This window comes from Bradyrhizobium sp. RP6 (assembly GCF_003837805.1).
Classification (GTDB): Bacteria; Pseudomonadota; Alphaproteobacteria; order Rhizobiales; family Xanthobacteraceae; genus Bradyrhizobium.
On record NZ_RQIT01000028.1, the window covers coordinates 1 to 25,299 of the forward strand.

Annotated in this window: 20 protein-coding genes and 8 pseudogenes; 12 read left to right on the forward strand and 16 right to left on the reverse strand. The window is 59.8% G+C overall.

Translation table 11 applies throughout. The features are described from left to right. Positions 1-118: 118 nt before the first annotated feature. The 6 genes and pseudogenes from EHH60_RS32355 to EHH60_RS38850 form a co-directional block, all read right to left on the reverse strand. Positions 119-915 (reverse strand): annotated as a pseudogene (locus tag EHH60_RS32355) (IS66 family transposase); the annotation flags it as partial. Between the two features lie 70 nt (positions 916-985). Then, on the reverse strand, positions 986-1,333 hold the full coding sequence (gene tnpB, locus EHH60_RS32360) for an IS66 family insertion sequence element accessory protein TnpB (RefSeq protein WP_036032545.1): 348 nt from the start codon (positions 1,331-1,333) through the stop codon (positions 986-988). A 350-nt stretch (positions 1,334-1,683) separates the two neighbouring features. Beyond that, positions 1,684-3,280: pseudogene (gene tnpC, locus EHH60_RS32365) on the reverse strand (IS66 family transposase). A gap of 100 nt (positions 3,281-3,380) precedes the next feature. After that, a complete protein-coding gene (gene tnpB, locus EHH60_RS32370) occupies positions 3,381-3,734 on the reverse strand; it encodes an IS66 family insertion sequence element accessory protein TnpB (protein ID WP_124163395.1) in 354 nt (117 codons plus the stop codon). Positions 3,735-3,755: 21 nt separating this feature from the next. Beyond that, positions 3,756-4,166: an IS66-like element accessory protein TnpA gene (gene tnpA, locus EHH60_RS32375; protein ID WP_148090219.1), complete on the reverse strand. Its 411-nt coding sequence runs from the start codon at positions 4,164-4,166 to the stop codon at positions 3,756-3,758. Between the two features lie 32 nt (positions 4,167-4,198). Continuing rightward, on the reverse strand, positions 4,199-4,354 hold the full coding sequence (locus EHH60_RS38850; protein ID WP_081493138.1) for a transposase: 156 nt from the start codon (positions 4,352-4,354) through the stop codon (positions 4,199-4,201). A gap of 581 nt (positions 4,355-4,935) precedes the next feature. Here EHH60_RS38850 and EHH60_RS32385 point away from each other — a divergent pair. Further along, on the forward strand, positions 4,936-5,124 hold the full coding sequence (locus EHH60_RS32385; protein WP_124163396.1) for a hypothetical protein: 189 nt from the start codon (positions 4,936-4,938) through the stop codon (positions 5,122-5,124). A gap of 295 nt (positions 5,125-5,419) precedes the next feature. Here the strand turns inward: EHH60_RS32385 and EHH60_RS32390 are convergent, their stop codons facing one another. After that, complete coding sequence (locus EHH60_RS32390) at positions 5,420-5,788, reverse strand: hypothetical protein (protein WP_124163397.1); 369 nt, start codon at positions 5,786-5,788, stop codon at positions 5,420-5,422. Between the two features lie 1,530 nt (positions 5,789-7,318). On the opposite strand from EHH60_RS32390, the pseudogene EHH60_RS38225 reads away from it, so the two are divergent. The 4 genes and pseudogenes from EHH60_RS38225 to EHH60_RS32425 all read left to right on the forward strand — a co-directional run. Then, positions 7,319-8,044 (forward strand): annotated as a pseudogene (locus EHH60_RS38225) (IS3 family transposase); the annotation flags it as partial. Between the two features lie 544 nt (positions 8,045-8,588). After that, positions 8,589-9,065, forward strand: a pseudogene (locus tag EHH60_RS32410) (reverse transcriptase domain-containing protein); the annotation flags it as partial. Positions 9,066-9,981: 916 nt separating this feature from the next. Next, positions 9,982-10,878: a DMT family transporter gene (locus EHH60_RS32420; protein WP_124163400.1), complete on the forward strand. Its 897-nt coding sequence runs from the start codon at positions 9,982-9,984 to the stop codon at positions 10,876-10,878. Between the two features lie 221 nt (positions 10,879-11,099). Continuing rightward, a complete protein-coding gene (locus EHH60_RS32425) occupies positions 11,100-12,245 on the forward strand; it encodes an NAD/NADP-dependent octopine/nopaline dehydrogenase family protein (protein WP_124163401.1) in 1,146 nt (381 codons plus the stop codon). A 405-nt stretch (positions 12,246-12,650) separates the two neighbouring features. Here EHH60_RS32425 and EHH60_RS32430 read toward each other — a convergent pair whose 3' ends face one another. From EHH60_RS32430 to EHH60_RS37270, 4 genes are read right to left on the reverse strand one after another with little or no spacing between them, the layout of a single operon-like run. Next, entirely contained in the window at positions 12,651-12,965 is a 315-nt protein-coding gene (locus EHH60_RS32430) for a hypothetical protein (protein ID WP_124163402.1), read from the reverse strand. Beyond that, positions 12,901-13,464, reverse strand: coding sequence for a P-loop NTPase family protein (locus tag EHH60_RS32435; protein WP_124163403.1), 564 nt, complete (start codon positions 13,462-13,464; stop codon positions 12,901-12,903). The genes EHH60_RS32430 and EHH60_RS32435 overlap by 65 nt, the downstream gene beginning before the upstream one ends. 6 nt (positions 13,465-13,470) lie before the next feature. Continuing rightward, positions 13,471-13,653 carry a hypothetical protein gene (locus EHH60_RS32440; RefSeq protein ID WP_124163404.1) on the reverse strand — a complete coding sequence of 61 codons (183 nt, stop codon included), beginning with the start codon at positions 13,651-13,653 and terminating at the stop codon, positions 13,471-13,473. 22 nt (positions 13,654-13,675) lie between these two features. Then, on the reverse strand, positions 13,676-13,828 hold the full coding sequence (locus EHH60_RS37270; RefSeq protein WP_157786090.1) for a hypothetical protein: 153 nt from the start codon (positions 13,826-13,828) through the stop codon (positions 13,676-13,678). A 697-nt stretch (positions 13,829-14,525) separates the two neighbouring features. On the opposite strand from EHH60_RS37270, the pseudogene EHH60_RS32450 reads away from it, so the two are divergent. After that, positions 14,526-14,720 (forward strand): annotated as a pseudogene (locus tag EHH60_RS32450) (DUF3892 domain-containing protein); the annotation flags it as partial. A gap of 54 nt (positions 14,721-14,774) precedes the next feature. Here EHH60_RS32450 and EHH60_RS37790 read toward each other — a convergent pair. Both EHH60_RS37790 and EHH60_RS32455 read right to left on the reverse strand, forming a co-directional pair. Continuing rightward, the gene (locus EHH60_RS37790; protein ID WP_162130869.1) at positions 14,775-15,017 is read right to left on the reverse strand and encodes a hypothetical protein; all 243 of its coding nucleotides are present in this window, start codon (positions 15,015-15,017) and stop codon (positions 14,775-14,777) included. A gap of 158 nt (positions 15,018-15,175) precedes the next feature. Beyond that, positions 15,176-15,421, reverse strand: a complete 246-nt coding sequence (locus EHH60_RS32455; protein WP_124163405.1) for a hypothetical protein — start codon at positions 15,419-15,421, stop codon at positions 15,176-15,178. Between the two features lie 519 nt (positions 15,422-15,940). On the opposite strand from EHH60_RS32455, the gene EHH60_RS32460 reads away from it, so the two are divergent. The 3 genes from EHH60_RS32460 (at position 15,941) to EHH60_RS32475 (ending at position 19,962) form a co-directional block, all read left to right on the forward strand. Beyond that, on the forward strand, positions 15,941-16,549 hold the full coding sequence (locus EHH60_RS32460; RefSeq protein ID WP_158626795.1) for a hypothetical protein: 609 nt from the start codon (positions 15,941-15,943) through the stop codon (positions 16,547-16,549). Further along, the gene (locus tag EHH60_RS32465; protein ID WP_124163407.1) at positions 16,533-16,784 is read left to right on the forward strand and encodes a hypothetical protein; all 252 of its coding nucleotides are present in this window, start codon (positions 16,533-16,535) and stop codon (positions 16,782-16,784) included. The genes EHH60_RS32460 and EHH60_RS32465 overlap by 17 nt, the downstream gene beginning before the upstream one ends. 2,140 nt (positions 16,785-18,924) lie before the next feature. Then, positions 18,925-19,962, forward strand: coding sequence for a cytochrome-c peroxidase (locus tag EHH60_RS32475; RefSeq protein ID WP_050996292.1), 1,038 nt, complete (start codon positions 18,925-18,927; stop codon positions 19,960-19,962). 257 nt (positions 19,963-20,219) lie between these two features. Here EHH60_RS32475 and istB read toward each other — a convergent pair. Beyond that, positions 20,220-21,018: pseudogene (istB, locus tag EHH60_RS32480) on the reverse strand (IS21-like element helper ATPase IstB). A gap of 116 nt (positions 21,019-21,134) precedes the next feature. Between istB and EHH60_RS32485 the strand changes: the two are divergent. Next, entirely contained in the window at positions 21,135-21,353 is a 219-nt protein-coding gene (locus EHH60_RS32485) for a hypothetical protein (RefSeq protein WP_124163408.1), read from the forward strand. Between the two features lie 1,032 nt (positions 21,354-22,385). Continuing rightward, a protein-coding gene (locus tag EHH60_RS32490) for an IS3 family transposase (protein ID WP_124163409.1) occupies positions 22,386-23,554 on the forward strand; the annotation gives its coding sequence in 2 pieces (ribosomal slippage) (positions 22,386-22,659 and positions 22,659-23,554; 1,170 coding nt in all). A 119-nt stretch (positions 23,555-23,673) separates the two neighbouring features. Here the strand turns inward: EHH60_RS32490 and EHH60_RS37275 are convergent. Next, the gene (locus tag EHH60_RS37275; RefSeq protein WP_157786092.1) at positions 23,674-23,844 is read right to left on the reverse strand and encodes a hypothetical protein; all 171 of its coding nucleotides are present in this window, start codon (positions 23,842-23,844) and stop codon (positions 23,674-23,676) included. A 531-nt stretch (positions 23,845-24,375) separates the two neighbouring features. On the opposite strand from EHH60_RS37275, the pseudogene EHH60_RS38235 reads away from it, so the two are divergent. Then, positions 24,376-24,694: pseudogene (locus EHH60_RS38235) on the forward strand (transposase); the annotation flags it as partial. Positions 24,695-24,933: 239 nt separating this feature from the next. On the opposite strand, the pseudogene EHH60_RS38240 reads toward EHH60_RS38235, so the two are convergent. Beyond that, positions 24,934-25,269 (reverse strand): annotated as a pseudogene (locus EHH60_RS38240) (IS3 family transposase); the annotation flags it as partial. Between the last annotated feature and the right edge of the window lie 30 nt (positions 25,270-25,299).

The window sequence follows — 25,299 nt, forward strand, 5'->3', positions numbered from 1 at the left end:
TGAAGTGATTTGGGACCTACTCCTGAAAGTCGATCCCGAGGGGCCTACCCTCATCGCTGCCACAGCTTGTGCACACAGATTTTCAGATCATCTCGATCATCCTTTCCGTGTGCTTCTGCAGCACACTATCATCGCCATGCAGGCGCTCGGCCGCCATGACATGGGCTTCGACCAGGCGCAGCAGGGGATCCAGCGCCGCACAGACCGACCCCACGGCGTCCGCCAGGGTCGACAGCGCGATCGGCACGCCTTCGAGGGCGTAGCGCTCGGCCTGGCGGTTTAAGGGCTGATGTTGGCCGTACTTCTCGAACATGATCATGGCCAACAGGCTCGGGCCGGCCCATCCCCGTGCGACGGCATAGAATGGCGCCGGGGCCTGGCTGATCTTCTCGCAGTCGCGGCAGGAGAACTTCTCCCGCACCGTCTCGATCACCTTCCACTGGCGCGGTACCACTTCCAGTGTCCTCGTCACGTACTCGCCGAGCTTGCGCAGACGATTGCCGCCACAGCACTGGCAAGCCGTCGGCGGCTCGATGACGACTCGTTCGCGCGGTAAATGCTCAGGGAACGTCTGTCGTTCGCCGCGCTTGCGCGTAAATCCGCGCCCCGTCGTCGCCTGGCCACAGCGCGCTCTGCCGCCAGCTCGTCTTCAGTGGCGTCACTTTCCAACTCTTCGAAGGTCAAGGCCAACTGCTCGATCAGGCGCGACGAACGCTCCGACCGCTGGCCATAGATCTGATGCCTTAGCTTGGCGATTTGCAGCTTCTGCTGGGCAATCAGCGCTTCGTCCTCAGACGCTTTCGCGCGGGCGACCGCAAGTTCAGCGGCGACTTCCAAACCCTTCGCACGCTCGGCTGCCAGCGCCGCTTTCAGGACGGCAATGTCATCCGGAACAGCGTCGCGCTCAGCATCCATGCGACACAGTGAATCACAGATTGGAAGCGTTGGGACTCCCCAAAAATGCAAAACCTGCTGGATTTTGTACTCAACCTGCGCTTCTCGGTCGCCAGCTCAGTTGTGGATTCCGCCAGTCGATCCCTTCCAGCATATAGGCCATCTGCGCCGCTGAGATCGATACCGCGCCGTCCGACGCCGAAGGCCAGATGAACTTGCCTCGGTCCAGGCGCTTGGCATAGAGCGACATGCCCAACCCATCATGCCAAAGAATCTTGACCAGATCGCCGCTGCGGCCCCGGAAGATGTAGAGATCGCCGGCATGGAGATCGCGCTTCAGGCTCTCCTGAACCGTAAGAGCCAGGCTTCGCATGCCGCGGCGCATATCGGTGTGGCCGGTCGCGATCCAGACCCTGACGCCGCTCGGAATCGGAATCATCGTCGTCGCAAGAGCTCAAGAACCTGCTGCAGCGCCTCAACGTCCACGTCACGGTCAACGCGAACACGACAGCCGCCCCCGAGCTCAATCTCGATGATTCCGGCCCTTGCACGCTGCGCAGGCGGTGAAGACGCCAGTTGTGGTGCGCCGCTCGAGATCGGAGCCGCTACAGGTGTGACCTCGACGGGAACGAGAGCAGGCGCAGCATCGCCGCCCAGTCGCCCCTGGCGCGCTTGTCGTAAGCGCGTATTTTACCGCACAGGCTACGCGCGCGCCTGGCCGCGGCGTCGCGTGACGCCGGGCCCCAGCAGTGTCATCGGAACGGCTTGGTTGACCTGAGCGTTCGAACGTCAGCCGCTATTCTCAGCTGGCAGGTTTTTTTGAGCGGTGCAGTTGAACGGCAACAGATCTTCGATATCGGCGTCTGGCGCGCGCTGGGGCAATTCGGTGAGCGCGTGACGTAGCCATGCATAGGGATCGACGCCGCATGCCCGGCATGTCAGCACCAAACTGTAGATCACGGCGCTTGCCTTGGCGCCGGCAACGGTGTGGCTGAACAGCCAACTTTTTCGTCCGGTGCAAAACGGCCTGATGTCGCGCTCCAGAACATTGTTATCGATCGGGGCGAGACCGTCACTGGTGTAACGGGTCAGATAATCCATTGGTTGCGCGCATAGGCGATCGCCTTGCCGGTCAAGCTTTCGGGGAGGACCTTCGGCGCCTGGTCGTCGAGCCAGGTCCGGAAGGCGGCCAATACCGGCAGGCTATGCTGCTGGCGCAGCCGCAAGGTGTATGCGGCGCGCGTTTCGTCGTCGGGCGGCGTCTGGCGCGCCACCCTCTCGACCTCATACAACGCCTCGAAGAACTTGTGCGCCTGCAATGGCGGACCGCCGGGCGTCTTCCTGGCCTTGAGCGCATCGGTAAATTTCCTGCGCGCATGCGCCATACAGCCAAGATGGTCGCGCCTGTCAGCGTGCCCCAGGCGTCATAGCCGTCGCTCATCAACAAGCCGCGATAGCCGGCCAGGAAGGCCTGAGGATGTTCCTGGCCGCGACCGGGCTGGTAATCGAACAGCACGACCGGCTGCGCGTAGTCCTGGCCGCTGCGATAGGCCCACATGAAGGATTTGGCCTGCGCATCCCGGCCGTCCTCTTTCAGAACCTGGACCCAGGTTTCGTCGCCGTGGACCAGGGGCTGCGACCTGAGCTTTTGCTGTAGCGCGTCATAGACCCGATGCAGATGCAACTCGCTCGCCCGGATCACCCAGTTGCCCAGCGTCCCGCGGCTGATGCTGACGTCGGCGCGCCCCAGCGCGTCCGCCACACGGTACAGCGGCGTGCCGTCGACGTATTTGTTGGCGAGCACCAGCGCCAGCGTCGATGGCGTGGCGACGCTACCCGGCAGCGGCTGCGCCGGCATCGGCGCGGTCACGATCGGGGTGTTCAGCGCGGTGCGCTCGCAGTGACGGCAGGCATATTTGAACCGCACATGTTGCAGCACCGACGCCTTCACCTCGACGTGCAACTGCTCGGTGACGGTCTCGCCCATCCGATGCATCCGATTGCGGCAGCACGGACAGTCCTTTTGATCCTCACCCAGATCATGTTCGACGCGTTGGCGCGGCAGATCGTCAGGCAGCGGCTTGCGGCCGCGTGTCTTCGGTGCCGGCTTTGGAGCCTCCCGCAATCCCGTGTCCGGCACGGCGACCGCCTCGACATCGTCGTCGTCCCGGCTTTCAGCGGCGGCCTGCTCGGCTTCGTTGAAGATGCGCTCCTTGAGCGTTTCGCTCTTCGGCGCGTAGCGGCGCAAGCGCTCCAGGCGCAACTGCTCCTCAAGATGCAGGACGCGTTGCGCGAGTTTCTCGTTCTCCGCCTTCAGCGCCGCGAGCTCGGCCGCGTGCGCCGCGATCAAGGCTTCCAGCTCGTGCGTCGTGGGCCTGCGACTCATCGTAGTCTTGAATCGAAGTCATGCCGCCGCGTCAACCGAGTTCCATGCGGTGGCCGGCGTCATCCGATAGCGCTGATGACGCCGCCCGCATCGAACACGCTCAGCCCACGCTGTGATATTGCCGCACCGGATGACGACGCACCGCCGCGATGTTGATGCCGTCAAGCAGCCAGTGCAGCTCCTCCGTCGTCAGCGTTAGCACCGCCTCCTGACTTCGGGGCCAGTGGAATCTGTCGGCCTCCAGCCGCTTCAGCAGCTTCCAAAATCCTGACCGGTCATAAATCAGCAGCTTGATCCGGTCGCGGCGACGATTGCAGAACGCGAACACCGCGCGCTGGAACGGATCCAGCCCCATCGACTGCTCGACCACGATCGCCAGGCTGTTGATGCCCGCCCGGAAGTCAATCGGTTCGCGGTGAAGGTAGACCCGAAGATCAGAGGCCAGCCGGAACATCGCAACGCCCCAGCGCTTCAATCACCGCCGACAGCTAACTGCGCGTCGCCGCCTTCCAGCGAAAGCGTTCACGCCGTTGGGCATCGATGCCGTCAGCCGCCCTGCACAGGATCGCTCCGTCGCGCAAACCGCGATCGCGCCAGCAGATCGAGTTGGCGACGGCGACGGCGCGCGAACCGGAACAAAGGCTGGCGCAATCGGCGCCTCCGGCTGGCCATCCCCGTTCTGACGTTGTCGCTTGGCCACCCACTTGCGCAGCAGGTTCGCGTTCACGCCGTGTTGCAACGCCAGCCCCGCCAGCCCCGCCAGCGACACGCCAGGCTGCAGACAGGCCTCGACCAGCCGCTGTTTGCTGGCCGGATCATAGCGACGCCGCCCATTGCGCAACACGCCGACCGTCTCAAGTCTCAAAAGTTCTTCTGGAGTGATCATCGATGGTGTCCACCTCGTTCATGGTGGACACCTCATCCCATCCCCGCGCTCAACTGCATAGGTGCGTAGAAAGGAGCGCTTACCGCTTGTCGACGCCAGGTGAACAGCAGGCTATGAGCCACCCCGTGCCGGCGTGCCACCCCGCAGACCGTCTCGCCGGGCTGCAAGGTCTCTTCGACAAGGCGCACCTTCTCGTCCTAACTCCATCGCCGCCGACGCTCGGCGCCCAACACATTGACCTGCATTCCCGACGTGACCTTAAAGCTAGAGTTAAGGTCAAATCCTTAGGCCGCCCCGCAAACTACACAAGGCGGTCGCCGCCGGAGGGATACTCTCTAGCGACAGACTCTGACACTCTTTACGCACCCGCGCAATTACGCAGACATGGAGAAAACCGGAAGATGGGATTGAGCCGAAGGGAATGGGGGCGGAAGGCTGCAGTGAAGGTGCGGTCAGATATGCCTTGCGCCAAGGGCGTTTAGCGGCGCGGCCCGATGGCACGCTCGATCCATCTCAGCTCGGCTGGCGGTGGATGCGAGACTCCTCGGGAGAGAGGCCCTCAGCGTATTTCTTCCGGTAGTCGATGCCACCGAAAGGATGCGGAGACGATCGGGATCGCCGCCACCTTCCATGGAAGTGGTCTGTGGAGGTGGCGATCCTCCTCAGTATCTTCGTCTCTAGAAAATGGGCGATGTTGATCCGATCGGCCCGATAGAGATCTGCGACGACCTTAACGCGAAACTCGCTGAATTTTGGGTTGGTGCGCAGGTTGGGCCGCGCGATGGCACCAGATGAAGCCGATGATGAGAACGCCGTCCTCCTAGATATCAACGATCCGATCGCGGTCGCCGGAAGGATAATCCATCTGGCGGTGACTTTTTACCAGGAAGACCTGAAGCGCCGGCGCCGGGAGACCGGGATCGTGTGTGTGAGGGACAAACGCCATGGCAAAGGGTAAGAGCGAGGACTGCGTAAACCAAGCGCCTCAGTTCGCGCGTGACGGATAGCTCGCAATCTTGCGAGTGAGCTGCCAAAGCTCGACCCTATTGGTCTTGGCTAATTGCTGTGGTCGCTGCTTAGCCGCTTCCTCATCAGCGCAAATCAGCCTTACGCAGTGCACTACATTCCCGTCGGGCTCGAACAAGTAGACCATGAACTCCTCGATCGAAGGGCTTCCAGTCACGCGCCGGCCGTGACTTTGAAGGTTATTGCTTGGTCCGATGGCGCTGCGTGCATGTCTTTGGTGGAGGTAGTCATTGCTCATGCTTAGCTGATCGCGACAACCGGCCGGCGTATTGCCCAGTTGCAAAGTTCCTGCATGGACATCGCTCGGATCTTATTTCCCGCCGGTTGCGCTCGACGATAGCTAGAATCAATTCTTCGGTGGCGATCAGAGCCAGCTCCATTTTTTCCTTAACAATAGTCGACGTATCTCGACCGATACTGTCGAGATGGTTCAGGGCCACCGCTTTGAAGCTATGGGCTAGGCGCTCCTCGGCATCGTCGCGTGCATAGTCTATAATAGTATCCAGGTGGGCGACGATTTGAGCCCGTTGCTCGGTCGGTTTTGGACCGTCAAGCAACGTTATCGCTCGAATAAAGGCCTCTTCAACAGGGATCATATCAGGTTTCCTTTGTTGCTGGATTGGAAGCCGCAGTAGCTCGCACCGGTGCTGCAGATTAGCGAGGCTCGACCCGCAAAGGCAACTCCTCAGAAAAAGGAGTTGATGTTGCGCAATTTTGAGGGGCGACCATCATCGGCATGGATCGGTGTGCGGCGGGGGCGAGGCAATGCAGCGATCAAACCGGGGTGGTGTCCTAATTAGGCACCCTTCACAAATCACACCAACGAATTGGCCCCGGGCGATGGTGCCCGAGGTCTTTCACCTAGATGAGACTGCAATTTCTGCACACTACATCGCAAAACTGCTCCGCATTTAGTTCAAGGTGGATGGCGCGCCGTATGGCGCTCGCCTTCACGAACAACGACTGGGAGCATTAGGTTAGTCAAGCCGGACACGAATTCGATAGCTTTGCGAGCCTCCTCATCCCGCTGTCTCCGCGTTTGGTCATTTGGGACTTTCAACATTCTGTGTCATCAAACAAACAAGCGGAAGGCAAGAAGACAAGCGAAGTTGTCGGCGGGCTCTCGTACTCCAGTTCGACATCTGCAGCCGAGCAGTGCGTCTAGCACCCATAAAGGGAAGATGGCATCACCTTGCACAACCATAGATAGCGAGTCGCTTTCGACTCAACGTCACCTCAGTAGCACACTTCTCCGGAGTGTATGCACAACGTCAAGCCCATTCAGCAGCACAAAACTGAGGTGCAAGGCGGCCTCCGACTTCACTATAAGACGACGGACGCGTAAGCCGGATGCGAGGCCGCACATTGCACTCTCTTCATGATGCTTCCACAACCAGATGTCTTGGTGAGATGAGTCAGCTGCATCTTCGATCCCAAGAGCGAGGAGGGGTGCGATGCCCGACGTTGAAGGTATTCCGTTTGATGCGCCCCTCTACCATGGGAGCAAAGACCGTGGCAGCACGTTCCTGCGCTGCCGAGCCATAAACCTTAAATTCAGCGTGGGCAACGAGGTGAGTCATCTATTGCCGAAGGGGTTAGTACCGTCAGCGAACCCCGCAATCAGCCATTGTTGGCGTCGCGAGCTATCCCTCAAGCACAGTGGGGTCATGCTTGGAGTGCTATTCAGGAATTCAAGTTAGTAATTCTGGCGGTCAGATTGGCTTTTACACTCCTTACATGTACGTGACAACGAATGGAGCTATCGCCCAAAGTTGGTGACCGGCGGGAATCGGTGAAGTGGCCCCCGGATTTGGGACCAGAAGCCTAGTTGGAATGTAGCCGTTCCGTTTGGTAAACGGAGCGGACGATGACGAAGAAGACGAGACGGAAGATCGACGCGGCGCTGAAGGCGACGATCGCTTTGGAGGCGCAGCGTGAACAGGTGAGCGTGGCCGATCTGGCGCAGCGCTAGGAGGTGCATCCCACCAGATTTATTCCTGGAAGAAGCAACTGCTGGATCAGGCGGCCAGAGCTTTTGATCCCGCTGGGGAGGCGGCGGACGTTGGTCGCGACCGTGAGATCGAGAAGCTGCATGCCACGATCGGGCAGTTGGTCGTGGAGCGGGATTTTTTAGCGAAGAGGTCCGGAAGATGAGCATCCCGGACCGCAGGGCGAAGCTCGACCGCGCGCATGGCGTGCTGTCGATCCGCCGCCAGTGCCGGCTGCTCGGGCTGTCGCGCTCGGGCGTTTACCGGACGCCGCAGCCGGCCAATGACGACGATCTGACGCTGATGCGCCAGATCGACGAACTGTTCACCGCGCGGCCGTTTCTGGGCTCGCGGCGGATGGCGTGGCTGCTGAGCGAGGATGGCGTTCCGATCAACCGCAAGCGCGTGCAGCGGCTGATGCGCAAGATGGGGATCGAGGCACTGGGGCCGAAGCCGCGCACCAGCAAGCCTGCGCCGGGGCACCTGATCTATCCCTAGCTGCTGCGCGGCATGACCGTCGACCGGCCGAACCAGGTCAGGGCGACCGACATCACCTATATCCCGATCGGACGCGGCTTCCTCTATCTGGTGGCTGTGATCGATTGGGCGAGCCGGGCCGTGCTGAGCTGGCGCCTGTCCAATACGATGGACGTGTCGTTCTGCATCGACGCCCTGGAGGAGGCGCTGGCGCGGTTCGGCAAGCCGCAAATCTTCAACACCGATCAGGACAGCCAGTTCACCAGCGCGGCCTTCACCGGCGTGCTGGAGGCCGCCGGCATTCGGATCTCGATGGACGGTCGCGGCCGCTGGATGGACAACGTGTTCATCGAACGGCTGTGGCGCAGCGTCAAGCACGAGGACGTCGTGTGCTGTGGAAGTCAGGCGTCGGCCTGAATCCTGACGAAGCTTTGTCAGAGATGGAGGATGGCCCTCCGAAGTCGACCTGCAGGGGTAGACGTCAAACCGCTCCGAGCTGCGAGGGTAAAGAGCCCTAGTAGTGAGCGTTGGAGGAAAAGGCGGAGGAAACTCCGTCAGGTGAGATCCGAGGAGACGAACGTAAGTAAACCGCTGATGACGTGTCGTAACGTGTTCTATCGACGTCGAAACCGGGATCAGGATGTCTATCCCGCGAGCAAGGGTTGGGGGGAGCCTGCCGACTGTCCAACCGGCGTCCGGCATGAAGGTGGCGTGACGTCGGATCAGGCTTTGACAAGGAACACAGGAACCTGTCGCTCCGATGTGAAGGGAGGACTCCAAGCGGCTCGTCGCCGCAAGGAGCAGAGTACCGATGCGGAGCACAGGGGCGGAAACGCCCGTATTAGGGACGAAGGCGCTGTAATGGCACTGCACCGAAGGGGCGTTGTCATCCGGCTTTACGCGGTCGACAACCCGAAAGGGGATGATCGGCATGAGTAAGGCCAAGCCGTTTTGTATTGCCAAACGCGATGTGTGGGAGGCGTATAAGCACGTGAAGGCTAACCAAGGGGCAGCTGGTGTTGACGGGCAGTCGATCGAAGACTTCGACCGAGATCTGAGTAAGAATCTCTATGGGATCTGGAATCGGATGAGTTCGGGCAGCTACTTTCCGCCTCCGGTGCGGCGCGTTGACATACCGAAAGGCGGAGCTGGCAGCACGCGACCGTTGGGAATACCAACGGTCTCGGACAGGATCGCCCAGATGGTGGTCAAGCGTTATCTTGAACCGATTCTGGAGCCCGTGTTCCACATGGATTCCTATGGGTATCGGCCAGGGAAATCAGCACATGATGCACTGGCTGTGGCTCGGCGTCGATGCTGGAGCCACGATTGGGTGCTCGACCTCGACATCAAGAGCTTCTTCGACGAAATCGATTGGAGCCTTCTGATGAAGGCCGTGCGCCGCCACTCCGGGCGGTTTTATCCCTCGAAGCTTCAAGAGGAGTTGCGCACGATCGATGCCTACATCGTTCGATGGGCAACACGACAATACAAACGGTTCCGAGGACACACGTTGGCGGTATGGGAATGGTTGCGATCGCTGAAGCGACGCAATCCAGGCCTGTTCGCTCACTGGGTTGCCGGATCAACGGTTGGATGACGGGAGCCGGATGAATCGCGAGGTTCACGTCCGGTTCTGAGAGAGCGCGGGGCTGCAATGCCCCGCGCCACTCACCTATCTCAAGGGTTATTCGGATGGCCACGAGGCCAAAGCCGGAATGCCCGATGGATCGAGTTTTACAATTTCCAGCGCCCCCATCAGGCGCTGGAAAACCGCGCGCCGATGACGGTCTGGCGGGCAGGTGTCACCGGCGCATTCGGGGAACAGGCTGTGGATATGACGCTTCTCGCAAGCGAGAAGCGTTACAATGCTGCGCGTTGCCCACATCCCCACAGCCAGGACAGCAGCAAGCAACAGTAGCGTAAACTATTGGCAACAACGAACGGCAGCAGCTCCACTTAAGAAACCAGACCCGGTGGTCCTCAGCATAGGGTCCACTCATTTGGCCACGATCAAAACCGGCAGTGAGCTCGTCTTCCTGGACATAGAATTCCTACGCGCCGTTCGATGTCTCTGATCGTCTGAACGACAGATTGCTTCCATTGACTTCCGTTCGAATATACCCCGCCGATGCCGCTAATTCTCTCGTGGGGCTTCGTCCTGTCGGTCTTACTGACGCAACGAACGCGTGCGAGTCTGGCGACGGGGCCTCTTCTTTCGCTGCAAAAGGAGCAACAAGGTTAGCGTTCAGTGGCGGACCATGCCGCCGACCAATTCAGGTAGTTGCCCCGGTTATAGCTAGAGATACCATGAGTTTTATCGTATGAGAACGTCTTCTCTCGGACCGATTGCATTGGTGAATTCAAACCGTGTCGCTGTCTATAAAGCTATCGGATGTAGTCTGGTTTCGGCCGCCCTTTTTACCATTATGGTGGTGCTTATCAAAGGAATGGGTCCACAGTATCCAATTGGACAGATTTTGTTCGTTCGTAGCTTGTTCGCTATGGTCCCAATCTTGTGGTTGGCATATCGGCTGAGCGGATGGCAGGAGCTGCGCACTAGGCGGATTAGCGCTCATCTCTATCGCTCGGGTGCTGGCATATGCTCGATGTTCTTCACTTTCACCGCTGTCAGCATGATCCCGTTAGCAACAGTCATGGCGCTAAGCTACGTTGCACCGATATTCGTTACGATCCTAGCTATTCCCATGCTTGGCGAAACCGTACCGCTCCATCGCTGGGCCGCCGTGATCATCGGCTTTGCTGGCGTTCTCTTGGTCGTTCATCCAGATGTTAGCGGCATCTCGCTCGGCGCTGTTCTGTCGCTGGCCGGCGCGTTGACTGCCGCGCTCGCGATGATTTTTATCCGCAGGATGGCTGATACCGAGTCAAGCACTGCGACCGCTTTCTATTTCACACTGGCGGGAGTCGTCGTTGGCGCAGCCACCTTGCCCTTTGCAAATGTTTGGCCAGAACTCGCTGATATACCGACTTTGATTGCTATCGGGCTTGTCGGCGGCATCGGGCAGATCCTGGTAACTATGGCTTACCAGTTGGGGGCTGCTTCGATGGTCGCGCCCTTCGGCTATGTCTCGTTAGTTTTCTCACTTGGTATCGGTTTCATTATCTGGGGTGAACTTCCTACCATGATCGAATTATTTGGTATCTTCGTTATAACTATCTCCGGCTTTGTCACTGCTTTCTATGAGCGACAACGATGAACGTTGCCCTTCACAACGCGCTTTGCGGAGATCAAGAATGCCGACGGAACTCACCACGTAAACCTGACATCATTGCTGAGAGGAATGCGCTGCAGGCCATAGATTGCGCGGCTTTCAACAGCGTTCGCCTATCCTTCGGCACGAGCCGCCCGCCCAGAAGACGAATCTCTGTCACTACGCTCGCGAGATCCGCTTCGGGGCACTATCCTGTAAAACCATAAATGAAAGAGGATATCATATGGGCAATCATAGGTGGAGGACATGGTGGTCAATCCATGGCTGGTCATCTAGCCATCATGGGATGTCGCGTTAGATTGTACAATAGAACGGCGAGAACAATTGAAGAGATAAACAAACTTGGTGGGATCAATATTGACGGCGCTCTCCAAGGTTTTGGCGGACTTGAACTCGCGACTACGGACATCGGCGAAGCGCTCGCAGGGGCACACGTTGTGGTGGTGGTCACCCCAGCAACCGCGCATGCTGAGATAGCGACCAAGTGCGCTTCGCACTTGGTTGACGGGCAGATCGTTTTCCTTCATCCGGGTGCGATGTGCGGGGCTATAGAATTCCGCGAGATTCTCCGAAATGCGGGTTGCACCGCAAATATCCCAGTTGCGGAAAGCAATCATCTTCTCTACGCGTGCAGAAGTGCGAAACCTGGTTACGCCGAAATCCTTGCCATCAAGAAGGATGTATTACTTGCCACGTTGCCGGCAAACAAGAATAACGAAATCCTGGAATTGCTCAACGAGGTGTTCCCGCAGATTCGGGGTGCAAGAAATGTCCTGGAAACGAGCCTGTCCAATGGCGCTGTCATAATGCATCCGGCCCCCACGATCTTTAACCTCTCCATGATCGAATCTCAGCACGACTGGCTTTACTATTCAGAAGGTATCACCCCCACCATTGGAGCCTTTGCGGAAGATATCGACCAGGAACGCGTAGCTCTTGGGAAGTCTTTCGGCTTTGACTTGCCCTCTGTGCGCGAGCTGTACCGATTAATTTACGGTGTGCAGGGCGAAAGCCTTTCCGAAATCTGTCGCAAGAATCCGGCCTACGAGAAGATTAGGGGGCAGAAAGACCTGCGGACGAGATATATTCTTGAAGATATCCCGTTCGGCCTCGTTCCCATGATCGAATTGGGCAGGATGCAGGGATTGTCGATGAGCCGAATGAAGTTGATCGCAGAACTTGGCCAATATCTGCTAAAAGACAATTCATTCTTGTCACATGGGCGTACCCTGGCGAACCTGGGCCTCGGCAATATGACATCTGAAGAGTTTGCCATGTTCGTTCAAACGGGTGAGCGACCCGTCCGCCATCGTGGTTCGCCCGCCATGTGTCGGCATAGCCGCCGCGCTTGACCGCGACCCATCCCGCGTCGGGTTCGAGAGAGTGCGCCAGGGCGACACAGTTGACCGCCCGGCGCAGATGCATTTGGCCGAGCAGGTAGCGGGCGGGCCAGCAGATCGCCGCCTCCATCCGCGTGACATCGCTGAAGGACGGCAGCAGGCGCGTGCGGTTCTGCATCCGCATCGTTTTCTCGAGTTCGCCTTGCGCCTGTTGAGCGAGCAAGTCCTCGAACTCGTAATTGTAGGCAGGCCACGGAGCGCCATAGCCCGCGACCGCGCGTATCGGGATCAGACGCAGCGTTCGCATCGCCTCGGCGAGACGCGTGCCCACGTGCGGGCCGCACCAGACCGAAGGCGCGACGTCCCCTATCACGGCCTCTTCGAGCGGGTTGAATTTCGGCGGTTCGTCGCGCCGGATCAGAATGCAGTCCATGTTTTACCTCTGTTTGGCGCATAGAGCTCGCGAACAAGCCGCTCACGATACGCCTGTTGCTTCCGTGTTTGTCGATCAGTGTCGGCTGCAGACGACAGCCCATGCTCCAGCTTGTGGCAGTCAGCGCAGACCGCTTCCAGGTCTTCGAGGCGCTCGCGAAAAATTCGCTCATAGGTGCGGTGATGCACCTCCCGCGCCAAGTCGCCGCAGCGCTGGCAACCGCCGTGCTCGCGCTCAATGACGGCGTCCGCCTTGGTGCGCCATTGCTCTGATCGCAGATAGGCGTCGTAATCCGTCATTCGCCGCGCTCAAAATTGTAGCTTGCTGTTGCTGCTTTGCGGGCGTTCTCTTCGCGAGGTTGCAGTCGGCAAACCGCCCAGTGTCGCTCTGAAACTCGAGTCCGAACTTGGTTGCGTACCCAAGCTCTTCGAACCGAGATTTCTTGTGATGCAGCTCGGTGTTGAACTCGCGCTCGCCCTTGTCGTTGAACAGCCGACGCCGATGCACCACAAACCCCTGGTCGACCATGTTGTCCCAGTGCTTCGATCCGTGGATGTGCTCCAGCTCCGGCGGATCGCTGCGCCTGTAGCCATCTCCTGCCTTGGCCGGATGCGCGAGGATCTGCACATGGCAGTCGAGGTCGACGGCGAAATTGTACAGCTCGCGCAGGCACCGGCCGATAGTCGGTCTCGCTTTCGCGCGGCTCGCGGTTCGCTTCCAGCCGATTCCAGGGATCGATCTGCAGGAATCCGGACGCTGTGGCGATGCACAGCAGCCTCCGCCTGCGACAACAGCCATTGCAGATCAGGCCACCGGTCGGGATGGGCCCATAAACAGATAGTGCTCATTGATCCAGCGGTCCGCATCGGCGATCTCCCTGTCGGTCATCACCGACAAGGTGCCAGCCGCGAGCTTGCAGCGGTGTCCCCAACTGTTGAACCCCGGGGACCAGATCGTCATCGGCGGCGGATCCGGCAGATCGCTCATTCCGGTACAGGCCGCTCGTCGGCTACGGCAACGGGCCATAGAGCACCAACTCGCGCACCGCCTGCGCGCCATCGCTGCGCAGATGATCGTTGGCGTCCTTTGAACCTTCCGGCCAGTTGACGAAATAGAACCGCGCGATGCCGAACAGTTGGGCCATGGCCGCGCGCAGCTTCAAACCGGCGCTGTCCTGATCGCCGCACCAGATGATCCGCTTAGGCCCACGAGCCTGGGTGCGGGTTCGCCCAAACGGCGTCGGAAGCGATGGTGGCCAGCCCGTCCTCGAAGACCAGGGCTGGCCGCCTCTACCCCGAGAGAGTCGGGCGACACTCACCTCGTCCCCTCTAGAAGCGCGCGTATGCGTGCAGCGATCCGCCGCGCGTCCTTCGGCCTAAGATTGGGCTTCACGCTATCGAGTATGCCCAACACTGCCTGAGCCTCCTCGGCATCAAATGTCGCGACTTGGCGATCTGCCAGGCTCAAAGACTGATCGGCGACCCGGGCCTGATTGGCTGCAAGCACCTCAAGCGCTTGCGACCGTAGGGCCGTGATCTGCCGCTCGAATACATCGGTTGGCCCCCGGCTGAAGTTTAGCGGCCACGTGGCTCGGCGCCCGTCTGGAGAAAAAAGCGTTGTCCCTATCCCGCGCCGCTAACTCCACCGCCAGCCTCACAACAGCGGAAGAAGCTGACGGTGGGATACATTCATCGAAAAAAGCCGTGCCACAACTACCAGAACCGGTTGCCGCATCACAGCCGCGGGTCGCTGGGAGTGCGGGCGGGACTCGGCGCGGAGAAGGATGCGAGACACCTACTAGGATTGGTCGGCCACTAACCCACGCCCGAGGTCTAAACTGAGGCTCTTTTTTCTTGCAGATGGGAGAGACCCGAGTGATCAGCCGCATACGAATTCAATGCATCAACAAGACTGACAGGCAGAACCCTCACGAGCGAGTCAAAAACGTTGGCGGAGTAAATCCGGACGGGTCCAGGTGGAAGCAATCCGTCAATGCCACGATCAAAGAAATCGAAAACGGTGTATGGGAGTTCTATGTCGAAGAAGAACACAAGGCCAATGTGATCGTGGCCGTCCACAACGGGCACAAGTACATCAAGACGAGGGGGTCAGGCGGCGGCGGACAGAACGACGTAGGCGGGCGGCAGCTTCTTGCCTATGGCCTTGGCCCCGGCCGCCGTGACAACGAAGACGCGCATCGAGCCGAAATCGCGTTCGGGGTTGCGGACCATGTAGCCCTTGCCGATAAGGCGCTGTGCGACACCGATGTCTTCGCCGTTGTCATGAGCGGCGACGAAGTTGCGGCTGATCGAGTTGCCGTGTTCGAGCCCGAGCGCGCGGCGCGTGATCATCTTTTCCTGAATGCGTGAGCAGGTATTCGGTCACGGCGCTCCCCTTCAGCTGAACAAGGCGTTCTGATCCGAGTGCATTGCCTGCGGCGCGGAGCGAAGCGGTTTTGCGGGGGTGGGCTGCGGGAGATCGACGGCGGTCAGGCTGTCCTCGTGAGCCGTCATGCCGCTGACGTTCTTCCGGCGGTCGTGCCGATCTTGACGAGTTCCGAGACGCGCGGACGGATCGCCAGGACGCTTTCCTTCAGTTGCTTGGCGATCTCGTCAGCCGTCAGGCGGTAGCCGTTGAGCATCAGTTCGATGATCGCGATGCGGAGCATCGCTGCCCGGCTGACAATCTTCTCGGCGGCGTCACTCGAAGCGCCACCGCCCTTCGATCCCGGCGTGTTCAGATAATTTTGAGACATACACAAAGCTCTCCCGTTCGCCCTGAAGGGCGTTGTTCAGATCAGCGACGTGCGGTGTGGATTTCTCGTCCCCGTCCGGCGTGAATCACGCCGGTCCCGCCGGAATCAATGGATAGTCGACGGATTATCCGTCACGCAAGAGTTTTGATAGGCATCTTGACGGACGGCCGCTGGCCCATCGTTAGCGAGCCGGAAAGAGCAGGCCGATCTCGCGCATGGAAATCGCCAACTCCATATTATCTTTTGGGGCCGGTTTCGGTTATGCGCGGAAACGTCCGCAAAACTAAACCCCTGCTTTCGATAGGGCCTGCGAGACCATTGGAGGGTATCCCCTATATATAAGATAGTAATATATAGTCGTAATATATTCTGATGAAGATATGTGTGTAGGGGATTACGTCTATGTATAGGGGCGAAACCCCGGAATCGTCAGTTGATGTTTTGCTGGATGATGGATGAGTCCGTCACTTCGACGGATGGAAGTGGATATTATCCGATGCGCAGGAAGGTCATGTCGGAGTGGGACGCCAAGGCGGCGTTCCTCAAGTGCCGGACGATGGTTGGTCCTTCGTTGGCTTCGCCAGCGCCTTGCCGTGCCATCCTAGTGAGGCAGAGGCCATCGCGCGGTATCTGCACCGGAAGAAGCTGATCTGGCTCTCGATGCGCGCTGGACACGGCAGAGTGTTCCCGGCGGCGATGCGTTCCGGTCGAGGTCGCCCGAGGGCGAGGGGAGTCGAGCAGCCGCCGTTGATTGATCCGGAACTGGCTGGCTTCCTCACCCAGGCGCATCCCACGTTCCTGAAGATCAGGCTCTTGCTCGGCCGCGATCCCGGCGGGGCATGGAACGAGCATCAGGCGCTCAAGGCCGAGATCAAGTTCGCCATCGCGGTCGAGGCGACGAACCTCATCAACCTCTGCCGCACGTTCGCCAAGGAACACCCCGCCATTCCCGTTGCCGCGCTCCGTGATGCACTCTGGCTCGATAGGCCGCACACCATGCCCATCGTCGCGCAGACGCAGCCCGATCTTGCCCCGGCCTGGCTCAGAGCATTTCGCCTAGCAGCCGAAGGGGAGGCGGCGGCTCTCGAAGAATCTGACCGACGAAGAGCGGATGATCTCCTACATTGAAGCCGCCGGCGCATCCGGCATTGCCGCCTACGAGATCGCCAACAAGGGCAAGATCGCTCGCGACCGGGTCGCCATCATCGGCGAGATGTTCGAGAACATGGGCACCAATCGGTCGGCTGTGGTCCGCACGTCGGATCGTGGACGCAAGGGGACGCGATACTTCATGCGGAAGTACGGCCAGCCGGTGATCGGCGAGGGCGGCAGGCTACTTTACTGTCGCGACTTGGCGATCTGACAGGCGCAGAGCCTGATCGGCCGCGCGCGCCTGATTGGTTGCAAGCACCGCACGCGCTTGCGACCGCAGGGATGTGATGTGCCGATCAAAGCTCAACGAGCGAAGGTTTGAAGGGTTGATTGTCACCGCCCATGCGGACCCATAGTAGAAGTTAGCGGCACGTGACTCGGCGCTTTGTCGGAAGCGCTGTCCCTACCACGCACCGCTAACTTCACCACGGTCAGCCTCAAGCAGCGGAAGAAGCTGACGGGGTGTGGTATCATTCGGCGAACGCCCTAGCACAACTACCAGGACTGATCGTTATCCCTTGTTCATCAGTATCGGTCCTGAAGTCGCGCGAGCGCGGCTCGTCACTTTGACGGCAGGCGATGTCCTACCGCGCTCACACTGCCGGGGAAGTTAGCGGCGACGTGACCCTGAACGCCTTCCGCTCAGCAAGGAAAGCGCTGTCCCTATCACGTGCCGCTAACTTCAGTAGTCAGCCTCGGCGTCAAGAGGCCAACCACCCGGCTTTCCCGTGAGGGCTGTCACACCACGGGATAAAGCGGATTATAGCGGGAGAGGGGTCGTGGGGAGACCTACCAGGGTTAGTGCTTGCCGGTGCCCACGTGAAATCTCACAGTCTTCATCGCTCCAGGCGGCACAGTCTTCATCGCTCTAGGCGGCGCAGAGTCGGCGCTCTAGTGTTTAGCGCCGGTGCAAAGATCGCGCGGCACGTGGTTGTGTCTTGCTTTCGACCTTAATCCCCACAGCGACTGACTTCGTGACGCGCGCCTTACCTACATACTCTTGTAGCTGACCAGTTCGTGCTCTCTTGGCTGAATCGCTGTCGGGACGCACCCTATGCCAGTCGCGAGCCCAATCGCCGGATGGAGTGTAGCCATGACGAATGAGCCGGATGTTCCCTCGGACGTATTGCTCAGATCGAACTGAATGAAACGGCCGCGATCTGTATTGAGCAGATGGATGACGAAATCACGCTCGTCATTGCAAGTATTGTCGGCGTTCACTTCCAAGTGACAGTGGACCAGGCGCTTGAGCTATCTCGGGCTCTCGCTGTTTCCGCGGAGAAAGCGCGTCAGTCGCTGCTTTCAACGAGGTATCATAGCGCGTTGCCACCCCACGGCGTTGATCGATCCTGTTGAAAGATCCGCTCGACCTGGTTGCGAGCTCTCAGGAGACGATCTCCAAGGGGGCCATGGAGCGGAAAACGGGGTAGTTCTTTGAATGAAGACGTCAAACGTGTCGTAATTAACGACCTCGATAACACGCTATTCGACTGAGTTGACTTATGGCATTCACCGCATGATGGCGACGGTCAACGAAATTAGGCGGCATCAGCTTCGATGACCTGAAGCCCGAAATCAACACCTCGTGCAGCAACCCCGCCTCCGGCTCAAGTGACCAAGAACGTCCATTGGTCATGTCCTTTGTCGCAGGAGCAAAGATACCGAGTCAACAACAACAGTTCGTTCTTGACGCTCGTCAAGCAAGGCAGTGCGCCGGTCGTGAAGCTCGTCAAGGTACTCGGCAATCGAACGGTGCGTCTCCTGCCATTCGAGATGGCGGCAGTGGTGAAACGACCATTAGCGCCATCAACCGCGGGGGGGGGAATGGGGCCTCTGGCGTTATGTCATCACTGAATCTCCGTCTGACCAACCAAATCAGGTAGGCACGCGACGAGCGGCTTTGGCGCTACAGTTCTTGCTGGTCCCTGGAGCTTGACGGCACCCCACGGAAGGAGCGGTGGTCAGGCGGCAAGTCTGGCCATCAAGGTTAGCCGCGTGGCAGGGACAGCGCTTCGTTTATGCGACGTCCAAGGCGCCGAGTCATGTCGCGGCCAGCTCTCCGGCAGCGCGGGCGCGGTAGGGACAGCGTCGTTTCGCATGTTTCGCGACGTCGAGTCGCGCTCGCGCGGCTTCCGGTCCGCGCGGGCGCAGCGGCCCTTCCAGCCGAGCCGATCACAAATGGAGCCAGTGCGGTAATGGCGAAGTAACAGGATGTTAGCGATTGGACGCACTACCGAGATCAAAATCGACAAGACGGCGGCCGTCATAGTTCAGCAGATGGACGATGAAATCGCCTTTTCTGAAGAACTGTTCTTCGGTAGCGGCGCCGCAAAATCTGGAAGTCTCACGTCATGCGCAAGGTATCGATTACTACCGTTCTGATGCTCGTCTCATGCAATGCTATCGCAAACGACGATTTGATGATGACAGCCAGACAGATCTTCAAACCGATCCCTTCTGCTATCCCCACCCTAAAGGACAATCCCGTGACGACCGAGAAAGCGGAGCTCGGGAAGATGCTGTTCTTCGACCCTCGTCTGTCGGCGAGTGGGATCATTAGCTGCAATACGTGCCACAATCTTGGAACCGGCGGCGTCGACGCGGGTCCAACGTCAGTTGGTCACGGTTGGCAACGGGGAGCGCGGCGGGCGCCAACCGTCTACAATTCAGTGTTCAATGTCGCGCAATTCTGGGACGGACGCGCGCCGGATCTTAAGGCACAAGCCAAGGGGCCCGTTCAGGCGAGCGCCGAAATGAATGCGACTGCGGATCACGTAACGACCACACTGAATTCGATGGAAGATTATGTTGGCAGGTTCAAGCAAGCATTCCCGCTTGATACACCGCCGGTCACCTTCGACAATTTCGCGAAAGCGCTCGAGGCTTTCGAAGCGACGCTCACGACACCAGCAGCTCCGTTCGACCGATATCTGAACGGCGATGGCAACGCGCTGGATGGCAACCAAAAGGCGGGATTGCGGCTGTTCATGGACAAAGGCTGCGCCTCCTGCCACAACGGAATCAATATTGGTGGGCAGGAGTTTTTCCCGTTCGGCGTGATTGAAAGACCAGACAGCAAACTGCTTCCCGCAGCCGACCAGGGGCGTTTCGCGGTCACGAAGGCCTTCAGCGACCGATACGTGTTCCGCGCCGCCCCTTTGCGCAACGTAGCCTTGCGAGCTCCCTACTTCCATTCGGGTCAGGTTTGGACGCTCCAGGAAGCCGTCGGCATTATGAGTGAGGTCCAGCTCGGCGCCGAGCTCACCGAGAAGGAGACGAACGATATCGTTGCGTTTCTTAATTCACTGAGCGGCCGTTTGCCCAAGATCGAATATCCGATACTGCCAACGCGCACAAAGGAGACGCCGCCACCGTCCTTAGACAGATAGTGCCCTTGTTCACTATCCTGGGTGTTCTACGGTTTAGTTGCGGCGACGCAGCTCCGCTTTGTAGCTGCCGCAAGCCGGAGCGCGTTCAGGCTCATCGAACCGATCTCTGAGGATCGCACTGCTCCCTGTGTCAAGTGACGTCCGGATTTAACCCCGTAGCGACATGAAGAAGTGACCCCCTTGTTGTTTTGGCGGATGTGGAGCAAGCCGCTCGCGGAGCGCGCCCCCATAGCGCCGTAGCGAGCGAGCGGCTTGCTTCACGACGTTTTCTCCGATTTAGCTTCTTGCGCCGCGGCCTTCTGCAAAAGCCCGCTACGACGCTTTTCCTTCAAGCGGTAGCTGTCGCCGCGGATTGTGATCACGTGACTGTGGTGTAACAGGCGATCAAGGATCGCGGTGGCGACCACAGGGTCGCCGAAGACTGAGCCCCACTCGCCGACGCTGCGGTTGCTGGTGAGCAGGATCGCGCCTCTCTCGTAACGGCGGCTGACGAGCTGGACGAAAGAGATGTGCGGCATTGGGCTCAAAGGGCAGATAGCCGAGTTCGTCGATGATCAGGAGCTTTGGCTTGGCAAATTGCGCGAGCCTCTCGTCAAGCCTGCCTTCGCTGTGTCCTTTGGCAAGTTGCGCAACGACCGTCGTGGCTGCGACGAACTGCACGGAATGCCCAGTCAGGATCGCTTCACGCCCCAGCGCGACCGCCAGGTGCGTCTTGCCAACGCCAGGCGGCCCAAGCAGCAGCACGTTCTCGCCATTGGCAATCCAGCGCGCGCCAGCAAGCTCACGTACCTGCTTGGGGTCTAGCGACGGCTGGGCCGAGAAGTCGAAGCCGGAGAGATCGCGAACGAACGGGAAGCGAGCGAGTTTGAGGGTCATCTCGATGCGCCGCTCGTCCTTGCGGGCGATCTCGCGCTCGCACAGTAGCACCAGGGTCTCGCGCAGGCTCAGCTCTTGTCGGCCGGCCTCGTCCAATAGCCCATCCAACTGGTCGCGGACGGCGGTCAGCTTCAGGCGGGTCAGCATATCGCTCAGGCGATCGGAGACAGCGGCGCGCATCAGAAGCTCCCCCCGACGATTGCCTCATACTCGCCGAGCGGCCGCAGCAGCGCCGGCGGCACAACGGACGATCCTGCGAGCGCGCCAGCGCGGTTCGATCCAGTCAGGCCCGCAAAATGCTCGGGGTCGACGACGCGGCGGCGACGACCGGCACAAATCGGATGGACGGCCACCTCATGGATCCCATGGTGGATGCGCACGAGCCGGGAGAGCGTGAGGTCGTCAGGGCGATCAGTCTTAAGCGTGCAGTGGTGCTGATCGCCAATCCGGCCCGTTGTCGTGCGGCGGCTGCCGCTGATCGTAAGCTGGCCGAACGCCTTTTGTCTGCGGCCTGAACGTCTTCATTGTTCTTGACGGCAAGTGGCCCACGCGGGCCGCGTTTCGTTGGGTGAATTGCTACGCGGTCTCGTCAGCTTTCAGTCAGCTGGCCCCGGTACAAAACGGTTGGGTTTAGCGAGGGCGGCAGCCCGCTAAACTCATCGGCAGCGTGGGTGTGGCAGGATACGGGCCTTGATGCCTCCATGGCTAACCGGCTCCGAGCCGCGCCCTCGCTGCTTCCGACTGGTGGGCAGGGATCAAGTAGTTAGGCTCGTCCTCCGACGACGATGACCTCCCGGCCAGCTTCCTCCGCTGCTATGAGGCTGGCCGTGTGGGAGTTGGCTGCTCGTGGCAGGGACAGCGCTTCCTCCGTGTATGCGTGGGGGATAAGCGCCGAGTCACGTTGCCGCAAACGTCAAAGGGTGGTGCGGGCGGGGATAGGGACAGTGTCTGATTCCAACGCAACCGAACAGCGCCGAGTCTCCGCACTGCCTGCGACCCCAAGTCACCCTTACCTGTCTTGGTAGTTGAACACGAGAAGCATGATGCTGCGCCCGCCATGCCTTCGGAGCGGCGCGGCGAGGCTCTCGTCGGTGCCCCGCTGACGTTCAGCCGTGATGAGTAATTGAAGTCGTTCAGCTGCGGCTAGCAGCTCCGGGTCGGGGTGGATCGTTTCGCTCGGCTTAGGCTCGGGCGCGATGGCGCGCTCGCAAGCCCTCAGCCAGGCCGGCAAAGACCGGGCCACGGTTCGTAGTTCATTGTGGCAGGTCTCTCTTGACGGGATTGGCGATGGGCCAGTGAGGCTCCGGACCTCTCAAGCACAGAGCCTCACCACGGAAAGGAGGACAACGCACTGGCCGCAACAGCGCGATCCCACCCTAGGCAGACTCGCCGCCACTAATTCTGCGATTTCCCGGTAAACCGTTTAGGCTGAACGACTGCCCGGCCGAACGACTGAACAACTGAGCGCCTTAAAGCTCCGAGAGCGACTCGCCCGCCCGACTAAACGGGTTTTGAGCTGCTGCCGGTTTGATGGACACCGAGATTAGGTGTTTCATGAAGCCGGAGGTGCACGGAAGTTCAGTCGCGAGTTCAAGATCGAGGCGGTCAAACTGGTTAGGGAGCGTGGGGTGTCGGTGGCGCAGGCCGGGCGCGACCTGGATGTTCATGAGAACGTTCTGCGCAAATGGGTGAAAGAGTTCGGCTCCGATCCGGTGCAGGCCTTTCCCGGCCACGGGCAGATGAAGCCGGAGCAGCAGGAGATCGAGCGGTTGCGCCGTGAGGTCGCCAAGTTGAAGGCCGAGCGGGACATCCTAAAAAAGCCCGCAGCCTTCTTCGCGAAGGAAGCGACATGAAGTTCGTCTTCATCGCGAAGCACCGGGCGATCTGGCCGGTGGCATGGCTATGCGATGCGCTGGGGGTGTCGCGGTCGGGCTTCCATGCCTGGCTGAATCGTTCGCCCAGCGCCAGATCCCGCAGCGACGAAGAGCTCGGCGGCAAGGTGAAGGCCAGCTTCATGGCGAGCGACCGCACCTATGGTGCGCGCCGGGTGTGGCGTGATCTGCTCGCCGATGGGGCGGACTGTGGCCTGCACCAAATCGAACGGATGATGCGCCTGCAAGGCTTGCGGGCGCGGCCGCGACGCCGGCGCTTGCCGAAGGACAGCGGCGATCGACAGCTCGAGACCGGGCCGGCGAACCTCCTTGACCGGCAGTTCGCCGCCGAGCGGCCGAACCAGAAGTGGATCGCCGACTTTACGTATCTCTGGACGGCCGAGGGCTGGCTCTACGTCGCAGCGGTGATCGACCTGTTCTCACGCCGGGTGGTGGGTTGGTCGATGAGCGCCGCCATGACAGCTCAGTTGGTAACCGATGCCCTGCTGATGGCCGTCTGGCGACGCGGCAAGCCGGACGCCCTGTTGCACCACTCCGACCAGGGCAGTCAGTACACCAGCGAGCAGTTCCAGCGTTTGATGGCCGACCACGGCATTCTCTGCAGCATGAGCCGTTCCGGCAACGTCTGGGACAACGCAGCGATGGAGAGCTTCTTCTCGTCGCTCAAGACCGAACGGACCGCCAACAAGATCTACCGAACCAGAGACGAGGCACGAGCCGATGTGTTCGACTACATCGAAAGATTTTACAACATGATCCGCAGGCACTCGACCATCGGCTATCTCAGCCCGGTTCAGTTCGAGCGCAAGGTGGGATTAGCTTAACCTGGTGTCCATCAAACCGGCAGCAGCTCATTTGGCCTAGAAGGCTCTTAGTTTGAGCGCGGTTGCTTGAGAGAAGGGCCGAGGCATGCGAGAGGCCGACTGCAGCCTCTAAAGCCCGTTCAGGCTATGCTCTGGTCAGTAAAAACGCGCTGCCCGCTCACCAGCTCGCGCGTAAGCCATTCCAAACGAAGCTCGGCTTCTAAAGCGCCGTTGCCTTCGCAGATGGCCGCCGCGACGACTTCAATTTGATCTTCAATAAGCTCCCGGAGGATTTGGATGCGAGGTTCCATTGTGCTGCTCTCCGGGTGAGAGAAAGTCGCCTACCATCTTACGCTCTAAGTTTCCGGCTGGCACCCTGCCAGAAATGGTCGGCTGCCATCACGTTGAAGGTCGCGGCGCACGCCCTGACCTCCGCTCCCACCTTGCTCATTCAAGCGGAGGACCAGGACTACCGGCTTTCAAGTCGATCAGGGGCTTTTAAGTCGGACAGGCAGTAATTTTCTTCTCTCGAGCATACGGGTAAGGACACCACAGCCGGTCGCGCGGCAGCTACGTTATCTATGTGGACGTCGCCTTCGAACTTGAGCTTATGACGCACGAAACGGCCCAAAAAGAAGAAGCTCAGGATTGAGATGAAGCCCGGCTCAATCGCGGTCCTCTCGGACAAAATGCGCGAGGGCGCAAAGGCGGCGTGCATTTGTTCGAGCTGGAACTTGTGGAGCTAGGGCTCAACAAACCGTGTTGCCACTTCAGTCGTGGCGCGGTCCCTGTCGAGCCGTCTTCGGCCGGTGAGGCGTTCGGTGATGTGTCGTCGGATGCTGGACGCGACCATGTTCGGCTCCGCGCGGGAGTTCGCGGCCTAGCTTGGCCTGACGCCTAAGCGGAATTCCACCGGCGGGACGGACCGGCTAGATCGGATTACGAAACAGGGCGATTCCGATCTCAGGTACTGGCTTGACATCGGAACACGCAACGTTGTTCGGTATCCAAGGGCCCGGTCCTGGGCCGGAGGTGGCGGTATCGAAGCCCTGCTTGAACGGCGTCGGCCCATGGTCGTCGCCGTTGCCAACAAGTTGGCCACGGATCGTCTGAGCGATGATGACGATTGGGGAATTCTATGGGCCTAAGCTCGCGGCCTGACCCTTCAGCGTATCTTGACCACCTTACGTTGTGATGGCAAATGACAGCATGATGGACACCGGCGGAGCTGGACATCGAGCAAGCTCGAAGAGCTTTAGGCGCAACAAGCGCGACCCGTAGATGAGACCTCGCCGCGATCTCCATCAGGGTCAGCGGCCATGGCATCGGTCGCATTAACAAGCCTTATACATGAACGCACCCGAACGGTATCCAAAGTGCTGCTTAAATCCCCTGCATCAGCGGGCTCCACGCTTGCCCGTGGTGAGCCGTTCCTTGCCATAAAGTCCGCAGATCCGGTTGATCCCCGACGGTTCGCCCTCCCGCCGCAGCAAGACGAATAGCCAGCGGTATCCGAAGCGCCGCCGCTCGTTGGCGAGATCGCGCAGTCGACCACGGAGAGCCACGTCCGGAGGAAGCTATAGCGGAGATCTTTCCATCAGCGCTGCGATCGAACAGGCCTGCCGGTTCCGACAGGCTCATGACAGCCCGAAGATGCGCGACCGCAACCAGCTTGGCGGCGGGCCCCAGCATTGTTTTGAAAGAAGCTCGAGAAGGGTGGCCGCCCAAAGACTCTCGATGCAATGAAGGGTGTAGTCACGTCGTGT

Bases quoted from the DNA above. Each gene is read 5' to 3' on its own strand.
- EHH60_RS37275 (WP_157786092.1), bottom strand. From the start codon at position 23,844: ATGGAACCTCGCATCCAAATCCTCCGGGAGCTTATTGAAGATCAAATT.
- EHH60_RS32390 (WP_124163397.1), bottom strand. From the start codon at position 5,788: ATGATCCCTGTTGAAGAGGCCTTTATTCGAGCGATAACGTTGCTTGAC.
- EHH60_RS32475 (WP_050996292.1), top strand. From the start codon at position 18,925: ATGCGCAAGGTATCGATTACTACCGTTCTGATGCTCGTCTCATGCAAT.
- EHH60_RS32440 (WP_124163404.1), bottom strand. From the start codon at position 13,653: ATGAGCGATCTGCCGGATCCGCCGCCGATGACGATCTGGTCCCCGGGG.
- EHH60_RS37790 (WP_162130869.1), bottom strand. From the start codon at position 15,017: ATGATCACGCGCCGCGCGCTCGGGCTCGAACACGGCAACTCGATCAGC.
- EHH60_RS32485 (WP_124163408.1), top strand. From the start codon at position 21,135: ATGCTCGGGGTCGACGACGCGGCGGCGACGACCGGCACAAATCGGATG.
- tnpB (WP_036032545.1), bottom strand. From the start codon at position 1,333: ATGATTCCGATTCCGAGCGGCGTCAGGGTCTGGATCGCGACCGGCCAC.
- EHH60_RS32465 (WP_124163407.1), top strand. From the start codon at position 16,533: ATGATCTCCTACATTGAAGCCGCCGGCGCATCCGGCATTGCCGCCTAC.
- EHH60_RS32420 (WP_124163400.1), top strand. From the start codon at position 9,982: ATGAGAACGTCTTCTCTCGGACCGATTGCATTGGTGAATTCAAACCGT.
- EHH60_RS32455 (WP_124163405.1), bottom strand. From the start codon at position 15,421: ATGTCTCAAAATTATCTGAACACGCCGGGATCGAAGGGCGGTGGCGCT.
- EHH60_RS32435 (WP_124163403.1), bottom strand. From the start codon at position 13,464: ATGGCTGTTGTCGCAGGCGGAGGCTGCTGTGCATCGCCACAGCGTCCG.
- tnpB (WP_124163395.1), bottom strand. From the start codon at position 3,734: ATGTTCCGGCTGGCCTCTGATCTTCGGGTCTACCTTCACCGCGAACCG.
- tnpA (WP_148090219.1), bottom strand. From the start codon at position 4,166: ATGATCACTCCAGAAGAACTTTTGAGACTTGAGACGGTCGGCGTGTTG.
- EHH60_RS32425 (WP_124163401.1), top strand. From the start codon at position 11,100: ATGAAAGAGGATATCATATGGGCAATCATAGGTGGAGGACATGGTGGT.
- EHH60_RS32430 (WP_124163402.1), bottom strand. From the start codon at position 12,965: ATGACGGATTACGACGCCTATCTGCGATCAGAGCAATGGCGCACCAAG.